General features: G+C 43.4%; 7 protein-coding genes. 4 read left to right on the top strand and 3 right to left on the bottom strand.

Annotation, left to right across the window (positions count from 1 at the left end; genetic code table 11):
* The first annotated feature begins 575 nt into the window (after positions 1-575).
* The 3 genes from PLL47_RS13770 to PLL47_RS13760 all read left to right on the top strand — a co-directional run bounded on the left by PLL47_RS13770 (position 576) and on the right by PLL47_RS13760 (position 3,484).
* Entirely contained in the window at positions 576-878 is a 303-nt protein-coding gene (locus PLL47_RS13770; RefSeq protein WP_324447023.1) for a hypothetical protein, read from the top strand.
* 562 nt (positions 879-1,440) lie between these two features.
* On the top strand, positions 1,441-2,457 hold the full coding sequence (gene fen, locus PLL47_RS13765) for a flap endonuclease-1 (RefSeq protein WP_324447022.1): 1,017 nt from the start codon (positions 1,441-1,443) through the stop codon (positions 2,455-2,457).
* 88 nt (positions 2,458-2,545) lie between these two features.
* Positions 2,546-3,484, top strand: a complete 939-nt coding sequence (locus PLL47_RS13760) for a cation diffusion facilitator family transporter (RefSeq protein ID WP_324447021.1) — start codon at positions 2,546-2,548, stop codon at positions 3,482-3,484.
* A 64-nt stretch (positions 3,485-3,548) separates the two neighbouring features.
* Here the strand turns inward: PLL47_RS13760 and PLL47_RS13755 are convergent, their stop codons facing one another.
* The 3 genes from PLL47_RS13755 to PLL47_RS13745 all read right to left on the bottom strand — a co-directional run bounded on the left by PLL47_RS13755 (position 3,549) and on the right by PLL47_RS13745 (position 7,563).
* Positions 3,549-4,505: a beta-ribofuranosylaminobenzene 5'-phosphate synthase gene (locus PLL47_RS13755; RefSeq protein WP_324447020.1), complete on the bottom strand. Its 957-nt coding sequence runs from the start codon at positions 4,503-4,505 to the stop codon at positions 3,549-3,551.
* 215 nt (positions 4,506-4,720) lie between these two features.
* Positions 4,721-6,265, bottom strand: coding sequence for a 2,3-bisphosphoglycerate-independent phosphoglycerate mutase (gpmI, locus tag PLL47_RS13750; protein WP_324447019.1), 1,545 nt, complete (start codon positions 6,263-6,265; stop codon positions 4,721-4,723).
* A 119-nt stretch (positions 6,266-6,384) separates the two neighbouring features.
* Positions 6,385-7,563 carry an MFS transporter gene (locus PLL47_RS13745; RefSeq protein ID WP_324447018.1) on the bottom strand — a complete coding sequence of 393 codons (1,179 nt, stop codon included), beginning with the start codon at positions 7,561-7,563 and terminating at the stop codon, positions 6,385-6,387.
* Between the two features lie 327 nt (positions 7,564-7,890).
* On the opposite strand from PLL47_RS13745, the gene PLL47_RS13740 reads away from it, so the two are divergent.
* Positions 7,891-9,543 carry a dynamin family protein gene (locus tag PLL47_RS13740; protein ID WP_324447017.1) on the top strand — a complete coding sequence of 551 codons (1,653 nt, stop codon included), beginning with the start codon at positions 7,891-7,893 and terminating at the stop codon, positions 9,541-9,543.
* Positions 9,544-9,692: the final 149 nt, after the last annotated feature.

Here is a 9,692-nt window from a genome sequence, read left to right as displayed (position 1 = left end):
AGTAGTCTAAACCAAAAAGTAGTCCTCTTGAGGGAGCGAAGCGACCGAAAAGGACAGCGGGCTCCCGAATCGCAATTCGGGCAGCCAAACTCTGGATAAATACTTTTTAATTTTTCCATATCGTTAATCAACGATTTTCATGTGGATTTTTTAATTTTTTTTCTTTTATAATTTATTTCAAAATTGGATAATTTGCATGATACATATAATTCCGTTGTCGTGGGGGGCAAAATAACCTCTTACAAATGAAATTAAACTGAAAAGTTCATATATAAGTTTTGTTAAAGAGATTCTAAATTACATTTTAACTACGTAAATTTGTTATTACTCTCAGGCATATATTTAACAATCCATGTTATTATACTGCTCAGAAGCATTATTCTTCAGGTCATTTTCGGGGGCAAGCTCCACGATTTAGCAAAATTTATATACCGGTTATTCTGTAGTAGTGGGGAATATCTGTATTCCAGATATTTATAAATAAAATCATATTGTTATACTGTATCGTAAGTTATTATTACTCAGAGTTAGTATATTGAATTACCTTGTGTAACAGGTAAAGAAGGAAATCTAATATGCACCTCAATCTTGAACCGATTGGTATTATTAAAAAGGTTGCAAATAAGTCGGAGATTTTGATTTATTCTGATTTTGAGCAGGTTATACGAAACATCGTATCTAAAATAGGAGAAGGAGCGGAAATGGGCCAGAAGCTTCTGGTTATTCATAAAAACAATAGCAAAAAACAGGTAGATGGTCATCAGGTCCAGGTTACGAAGGCTACACTTCTGGAAAGAAAAGGGAATCTGTTGACAATATCCAAAATCGAGGCAAATGAAGACTCGGTAATTGATGTTCGCCTTGACCAGACTGCATGACATCTCTGGGCTTCGACATATGTCGACAAAAATCTGATATTCTTGCGAATTCTTCTTTTCTCCTGGATAGCCTGGATTGGGAACTTCACAGGCCGAATTCTGGTTTGAAACTCCAGAGGTCGGAATTTTTTCCCACAATCATTTCTATCATACCTTTTTTGATTCCAGGCAGAGTTTATTTAACAGAAAGTAAAGTTTTGAAATTCCAGACAGGAGACTGAAATCAAAAGAAACACCCTGCTTTATCTAATACGGATCTCTGCCCTGAGAACCAGAGACAAGTGCAGGGCTTGAAAAAGGTCTGACTCTTCCTTAATCTGAAAATCCTTTTTTAAATTCTTTTAGATTCTTTTCTGCACGAAAGAGTTTCTATCTTTATTAAGCGTAAAACTTCAGTATACTTAGAGCCTATTGTCAAATAACTAATCCCGGCAGTGAGACATCCCCTTACAAACTTGCCTGTAGATACTGGCTGCCCTTAACATTAAAAGGGCTAAAGACTAAAGAATAAAAGAAAGGAATCATCGACCTTAAATAGAGTTTTTATCTTCAGAGGGAAAACATGGGTACGGACATTGGAGATCTTCTCTATAAGAGAAAAATAGAACTTTCTGACCTCTCAAATCGGGTGATCGCAGTTGACGCATTTAACACCCTGCACCAGTTTTTGAGTATTATTCGCCAGAGAGATGGAAGCCCTCTTGTTAATTCAGAAGGGAAAGTAACTTCTCATCTCTCCGGGTTGCTCTACCGCACAGCCAGTCTGGTTGAAGCAGGTATCAAACCTGTTTTCGTTTTTGACGGCAAGCCCCCTGAGATGAAGTCCAGAACTCTGAATCGAAGGAAAGAAATCCGGGAATCTTCACTGGAAAAATGGGAAAATGCAATCGCAGAGGGGAACCTTGAAGCTGCTTATAAGTATGCTCAGGCTTCTTCAAAGGTTGACCAGTACATTACTGAAGATTCCAAATATCTCCTCGGTATAATGGGCATTCCCTGGATACAGGCTCCCTGTGAAGGAGAGGCGCAGGCTGCCCATATGGTTCTTAAAAAAGATGCCGATTTTGTTGCTTCCCAGGATTATGACTCTTTCCTTTTCGGAGCTCCGGCGGTTGTCCGAAATCTGGCTGTCACTGGTAAACGCAAGCTCCCTGGAAAGAATGTGTATGTTGATGTCGAACTTGAAATGATCGAGCTGGAGGAAACTCTGGCAGCTCTGGGAATTAACAGAGAACAGCTTATCGATATCGCAATCTGTGTGGGCACTGATTATAATAAAGGATTGGAGAAAGTAGGCCCCAAGACAGCCCTCAAGCTTATAAAAAAGCATGGAGACATTCACGCTGTACTCCGGGAGAAAGGGGTTGAGATTGAAGCTCTGGACAGTATAAAGGAACTTTTTACCCATCCTGATGTTACAGACGACTATGAAATCAAATGGGGCAAACCCGATTCCGAAAAACTCATCAAGTTCCTCTGTGAGGAGAACGATTTCTCTGAGGATCGGGTGGTAAAAACTGCAGAACGCCTTAAAGCGGCTTCAGGGGCAAGGCAGAAAACTCTCGACCAGTGGTTCTAAAGAGCTTTGGGCAGGAGGTCAAAGGCTGGCAAAATCTGAATCAGAGCATTCGAGAGAAGAACACTCACATTCTCACACCCACGGAGCTGTGGACCCAGGGCTTCTTTCCACGGAGAGGGGGCTCTCCGCTGTCAAATGGTCTTTTGTCGGCCTGATAATTACCGCATTTTTCCAGCTACTTGTAGTTTTGATTTCGGGAAGTGTGGCTCTTCTTGCCGATACCATCCATAATTTCGGAGATGCCGCAACTGCAATCCCTCTGGGCTTCGCTTTCCTGCTCTCAAGAAAAAAACCTGATAAACGTTTTACATATGGCTACGGCAGGGCAGAAGACCTTGCAGGTCTATCCATTGTTTTCCTTATCTTTCTGAGTGCTGCAGTCGCAGCTTATGAATCAGTTTTCAGGCTTCTCTATCCTCAGCCGGTGATTTTTCTCAGGGCTGTGGCGGGAGCGTCAATTATTGGTTTTCTTGGAAATGAACTGGTAGCAAAATACAGGATCAGGGTCGGAAAAGAAATCGGAAGTGCAGCCCTTATTGCCGACGGATACCATGCAAGGGCAGACGGTTTCACGAGCCTTGCTGTACTTTTCGGAGCCTTTGGGGTCTGGATGGGTTACCCTCTTGCAGATCCTATTGTCGGGATTCTGATAACAGTCGCAATACTCCGTATGGTATGGGAAGCAGGTAAATCCGTTTTTTCCCGCATACTTGATGGAGTTGACCCGGATGTTGTTGACGATATCCGCCAGGTAGTCAGCCAGGTAAAAGAAGTAAAGGATATTACGGAGATAAGAGTGCGCTGGGTAGGGCACAGGCTTTATGCAGAGGTGAATGTCGCGGTAGACTCCGGAATTTCTGTTAAGGAAGGGCATGAAATCGCGGTAAATGTGAGGCACAATATGCTTCACAGCCTGAATTACCTTTCAAACGCAGTTGTTCATGTAGATCCACTTGGGGCGTCGGGAGAGATTTTCCATCGGCTGCCGGAACACGACCACGACGCAACTCATGCTGACTCTCACTGAGTATGGAGCTTCAAATTCTCAAAATACTTCAAAAATTTCCACTAAGGCTTTAGATTTCTCTAAGTCAGGTTCTGGATATCTCTGCCCCACTGTTTTTAGCACGGGTCATCATTGTGACTCCACCTACGGTTTCGTCAAGCATTTTCTGGACTTCTGTTTGAAGCTGCCTGCCTTCTTCTTTATTGTCCACAAGAGCATAGACCACAGGCCCAAAAGAACTTACTCCGGCTCCATAACACTGGCTGCGCAGGAAAGAAGCAATATTTTTTACAAAATCAGGCCAGATAAGGCTCTCTCTCTTATTAAAGCCGACAGTCTGGACATGATTTACTGCGGCCCCGAAACTTTCGATGTCTCCTTCTATTACGGCAGGCATCATCTGCATGAGCACAACATGAGAAATTTCCCTGACTTCCTCTACAGGCAGGGGGCAGAATTTCTTGAAGGTCTCGATTTCTTCCTGGTCATGCATTCCTTTTTCATTTGGGATTGCTACCACGATGTCCCATTCAGGAAAATCCTCTCGAAAGAGCACCGGGCCTGGAGGTACATTGCTGGCAGCCGATGGCATAAAACCTCCTTTATCTTTGAATTTGTGCCCTCCGTCAACTATAAATCCTCCTTTCTCAAAAGCAGTTACCCCTATACCTGAAGTTCCTCCTCTTTTTACTGTAAGTGCAAGTTCTCTAACGCTTTTCCCAAGATCATATAGTTCATTCACAGCCGCTGCCGCGGCAAGGGAAGATTGGGTTCCTGATCCGAAACCCACATGGGCTGGGTACACTTCCTGTACATTTATTCTGATTCCTTTCCCTTCAGGAAGCAGGGCGTTTGCAGCTTTTTTCATTCTATCGGCAAAACTTTGCAGACCCTCTATACTGACCCCCTCGGCTTCTTCAGCAGTAATCCTTATATTCGGTGAGGAAAGGGTTAGTCCTGCTCCTCCATCGACTCTTCCAATTTCTCCATTCATATCAATAAGAGTCATATGAATTCGGCAAGGAGTGGTTATATTTATCATGTGTAGCAACCCCTATACATTCAAAAATTTTATAATGCCCTCTTTATCTTTACCTTCTATTGTAATTGCTCATATTTAATCTTTTTAAAAAAATCCTGTTCGGAAGTCTCTCTGATTATAAAAACCGAAACAGAATATTCTGATAATTTTAAAAGCACTGAAGAAAATCAGTGCTTTCTTTTCTGTGATTATCATTTGCTTTCTATTTGCAGTCATTATCTCACAATTAATGATCTGCCTGTCATCTCTTCGGGTTTCGGGATCCCAAGAAGATCAAGAAGAGTGGGGGCAAGGTCAGAGAGTTTTCCATTCTCAAGAGCTTTTACCCCGCCGTTTCCTGTGTAAACGCATTTTACAGGGTTTGATGTATGGGCAGTATGCGGTTCACCTGTCTGCGGGTTTTTCATCTGTTCGGCATTTCCGTGATCTGCAGTTATAAGTGCTGCTCCTCCTGCTGTTCTCAGGGCTTCCACAATCCTGCCCACACAGTTGTCCACGGTTTCCACAGCCTTTACTGCGGCTTCAAAGATTCCTGTGTGCCCTACCATATCCATATTTGCAAAGTTAAGTATGATTACATCATACTTCCCTGACTGGATTCTCCTGACCACCTCATCCGTAACTTCATATGCGCTCATTTCAGGTTTGAGGTCATAAGTAGCAATTTTCGGCGAGGGAATAAGACAGCGGTCTTCTCCGTCATAGCATTTTTCCTGTCCGCCGTTAAGGAAAAAGGTCACATGGGCATATTTTTCGGTTTCGGCAATGCGGAGCTGGCTAAGTCCGCGGCTGCTCAACACTTTGCCAAGTACGTCCGTCAATTCTTCTGGTGGAAATGCGATAGGCAAATCCAGGGTTTCATCGTACTGTGCCATGCAGACATAATGGACTTTAGGGCGTTTTTCCCTGATGAAACCTTCAAAGTCATCTTTTACAAAAGCCCAGGTAAGCTGCCTTGCCCTATCGGGTCTGAAGTTTATGAAAACTATTGAGTCCCTGTCCTTTATGACTGCCTCGGGGTTTCCTTCCGAGTCAGTGATTATAGTGGGCTTTATAAATTCATCAGTTTCTCCCCTATTGTAGGCTTCAGAAACTGCAGTTACGGCATCCGGGGCTGTATAGGGAGCAACTCCAAGAGTCAGAGTATCATATGCAAGCTTTGTCCTTTCCCACCGCTTATCTCTGTCCATTGCGTAGTAGCGCCCCTGTACTGTCGCGATTTTTGCAACCTGGCTTTCTTTACAAAAGGCATCAAGCTCCCTGACATCTGCAAGAGCAGCCTTTGGTGGGACATCTCTCCCATCCAGAAAAACATGTATATATACTTTTTTTAACCCTTCTTTCTTTGCAAGTTTGATAAGGGCATAGAGGTGGGTCATGTAACTGTGAACGCCTCCGTAAGAGACAAGTCCCATAAGGTGCAGGCTTGAATCATTGAGTTTAGCGTTCGAAATTGCATCAAGCAGAACAGGATTTTTGAAAAAATCTCCGTTTCTGATAGAGACGTTTATTCTTGTAAGGTCCTGGTAAACAACTCTTCCTGCCCCTATATTCAGATGGCCAACTTCAGAGTTCCCCATCTGACCTTCTGGCAAGCCTACGGCTTCCCCGGAGGCTTCTAAAAAGCACGAGGGACATTCTTTCAGCAGCCGGTCAAGGTTCGGAGTTCTGGCTGCAAGGACAGCGTTTCCTTCTTTTTCTTCCCTGTAGCCCCATCCGTCAAGAATCATGAGCATAAGAGTTTTTTTTGCTTCAGTCATATGAAGGGAATTTCCGCCCCTGTTCTTAAATAGCTTATTGTGAAAATCTATAATCTGCACATTCAAGAGGTTTTATTGTCAAACTCCTTGGTTGTAATTACTCAAACTGTTCTGTGGATTTATTTATCCCCCATTAGCGCAAAGGTTCCAGCTGCGCCTACTACCGCTGCGAACGCGAAGCCTGCAGTGAATCCAAAGGCATTCCATAATATACCGACGACGAAGCTGGATATGAAATCTCCTATTCCGTTTACTGTAGCCAGTGCGCCAAATCCAAGTGCCCGACGCTGCTCTTCTACCATCTGCCCGGACACGGCACCTTCCAGGGTATCCTCGGCTGCAATGTAAATGCCTGCCAGGGAGAAAAGTAATCCATAAATAACGACATTGGGAGGCGATATTATAAAGCCTATAAACATTAGAACGGCCAGAGAATATCCATAAACCAGCATTTTCTTTCTGCCGAGCCTGTCTCCCAGCACTCCGAATGGATAAGATGCAGCCGCATAAACAACGTTTCTCAGTCCATAAAGGAGGACTCCTGCGGAAGTTGCCTGTATAAAGCCCATGCCCGGTGTTAGCATAGTCACGGCAAAGAGGATTAGCATCGTATGCGAGAAATCGGCTATGCCGAAAAGAAAAACTGCAGAGAGAAATTTCTTAAATTTTGGTGAAAATTCCCTCATAGATTCCAGGATATTTTTATTGCTTTCGATGGGAGCTGGATTTTTCTCCTTTACTGTCACTGCAAAAACGACTGCAGCGAGAATGCCGGGTATCATTGCAAGCCAGAATATATCTCTAATCCCTATCTGCGGTATGAGAACGAATGCCAGAGCAGGCCCTGCTATCGCTCCCAGCGTGTCTCCCGCACGGTGCACTCCAAACGCCTTTCCAAGGTCTTTTTCCTGTACCGATTTTGCCAGTATGGCATCACGCGGAGGCCCTCTGATTCCCCTGCCTATCCAGCCAAATACTCTGCCAATAAGAGCAATGGGCCATGACATTGAGACCGCGACAATTGCAGGAAAAATACCCGTCGCTATATACCCTAATATGGAGATTTCCTTACGCTTGCCAAGCTTATCTGAATAATATCCGGAGAATAGCTTGGCAAAGCTTGAAAGCCCGTCGCTCATACCTTCGATTAATCCCAGGGCATATACCGGGGCTCCCAAAGAGGCGAGAAAGGAGGGTAGTAATACAGTCACTGATTCATGTCCGAAATCCGAGAGAAAGCTCGTTAGTGAAGCACCCCAAACTGTGGAGTTAAGCCATTTATGATTCTCTTTACCCATGATTCCATCTCGTAATTTCAATGGATTAACTTAAAGTTTCAATCTTTGCTTCAGTTAATGCTGTCTACTAATCCTCTCTAAAATATTGAATCTCTTAGTGATGAAGTCAATTCTATAAACAATACAGGCCAATGTCCAAGCTAACCCTCCTGGCAAAAATAAAATAACTCCTATAATGAAGCAGGAGGCATTAACCGCCAGGCAGTTATTAAGGTAAATTACATCACCGTGAAATATTAAAGATGGTTGCATAGATATTTTTAAACATAATCCTTGGGACAAAGAAAAACTGGTAATGGAGTATTCCGTTCGGGAGGCTATAAAGAAATGCAAACGGAGATTAATCCAATAGCCTGTGCAGGAGAAATATTAAAAGAGGCTCAAAAGGTCTGCGATGACTTTGGCCTTCACTCCTTGAAACCAACCATAAAAAGCATAAACAATTTTTCCGAACAAAATCATTACCTGGATTATGCTGTATTGGGGCAGTTTAAAGTGGGTAAGAGCTCGTTTTTAAACAGCTTCATTGGGCAGCCATTGTTGCCGGTAGGGAATATCCCGGTTACCTCGGTGATAACCAGATTAAGGTTTGGAACCGAAGAAAAGGCTACGGTTATTTTCTTAAATGGTTCAAGCCAGGAGATATCTGTAAGTGAGATTGAATCGTATGTTTCTGAATCAGGGAACCCGGAAAATCGCAAGGAAGTTCATTTAGTAGATATCGAAAGCCGGGTTATGGCTGATATCAAGGAAATCAGACTGGTGGATACACCGGGCATAGGCAGTATATGGCGGCATAATACAGAAACCACTACCGGCTGGTTCCCGGAGACAGGAGGCGTCCTGTTTTTAATCAGCGCGGAGCGGCCTATATCGGATAGCGAATTAAGCCTTTTAAAGGATGTCTACCGTTATACCCCCCAGATTGCCATTATTATCACCAAAACCGATCTTTACACAGACGAGAAATTAAGAGAAATAGAGGCATTTACGTCGGGGGCAATCAGAAAAAGCTTGGACTGTGACTTCCCCATATTCAGGTATTCCGCCTTTGCCAATACAGACATATTCAATGCCATAATTAAAGAGAGAGTCCTGCTTCCTGCGGCCTTAAACCGGGATGAAATATTTGCCAGGGTATTGCAGCATAAAATTGCCGCTCTGGTGGATAGCTGCCTCTCCTACCTGGATATAGCCTACCAGGCTTCTTTAAGACTGGAGTCCGAGAAAAGTAAGCTGAAAAAAGTCATCCTGGGCGAACATTTGAATTCCCATTTCATCCGCCATGAGCTCCTGCTGATCATTAAAAGCTACAAAGAAAAGAATAGAGAGAGTATTGGCGAATATTTAGCTGCCTTCCGTCAGGAGGTAGAAGAAAAACTGTACCAGGACTATGAGAACGCTTTTCCCACCTGGAAGGGAAACCTGTATCAAGTGACCCGTCAATTTGAGGACTGGTTGAAGGAATCACTGGGAAAGCAGTTGAAAGAGATTATACTGCAGGAAGAAAAGACCTTCGAACTACTTGATGCCTTGCAAAAACATCTTTCCTTTTACCTTAAATCCTTCCGTCAAAGGTTAAACACCAATCTGGAGCAAGTTTTAGGAGTACAGATGAAGATGGAAGATTGGGACATTGGTTTAAAAGAGATGAAAAAGCCAGATATCTCTATTAGCCGCACCTTTGATTTTCACCTGGATATGCTATGGTTTCTCTTCCCCATGTCTATATTCCGCGGCGTTTTCCGAAGATATTTCCGGAAACAGATCCCTTATGAAGTGGAAAAAAATCTGCATCGTCTGACTTCCAGTCTGAACGTAAGAGTCAACAAGGAAATGGATCAGATGATGGAGCAGGCCCTGGCCTATATGAACGAAGAACTGCATGTCATGGAAAGGCTTTTGGCGGAGAACCAGGGCGATAGCAAGTATATATCAGAAAGGATGGACAAAATTAAAAGCATGCTGCCAGAAAGGTAAGCATTCTTATCGCTATGCTGGGAGGTAAATCAAATTGCTGACGGCCGCCCGACATTAAAGAGGCTGCCCGAAAATTACCAAAGTAATAGATAAAAACCTCTTTTTTCAATTTAAAGGTCATAATTGTCCTATTTGGCATGAAAGTGCTC

The sequence above is a fragment of the Methanosarcina sp. genome (assembly GCF_035390745.1).
Classification (GTDB): Archaea; Halobacteriota; Methanosarcinia; order Methanosarcinales; family Methanosarcinaceae; genus Methanosarcina.
This window is presented reverse-complemented; position numbering and strand designations above follow the sequence as displayed.

What these genes read in the sequence shown, in the direction of transcription:
- PLL47_RS13745 (WP_324447018.1), bottom strand. Translation starts at nt 7,563, where the DNA reads ATGGGTAAAGAGAATCATAAATGGCTTAACTCCACAGTTTGGGGTGCT.
- PLL47_RS13740 (WP_324447017.1), top strand. Translation starts at nt 7,891, where the DNA reads ATGCAAACGGAGATTAATCCAATAGCCTGTGCAGGAGAAATATTAAAA.
- PLL47_RS13770 (WP_324447023.1), top strand. Translation starts at nt 576, where the DNA reads ATGCACCTCAATCTTGAACCGATTGGTATTATTAAAAAGGTTGCAAAT.
- PLL47_RS13755 (WP_324447020.1), bottom strand. Translation starts at nt 4,505, where the DNA reads ATGATAAATATAACCACTCCTTGCCGAATTCATATGACTCTTATTGAT.
- gpmI (WP_324447019.1), bottom strand. Translation starts at nt 6,265, where the DNA reads ATGACTGAAGCAAAAAAAACTCTTATGCTCATGATTCTTGACGGATGG.
- fen (WP_324447022.1), top strand. Translation starts at nt 1,441, where the DNA reads ATGGGTACGGACATTGGAGATCTTCTCTATAAGAGAAAAATAGAACTT.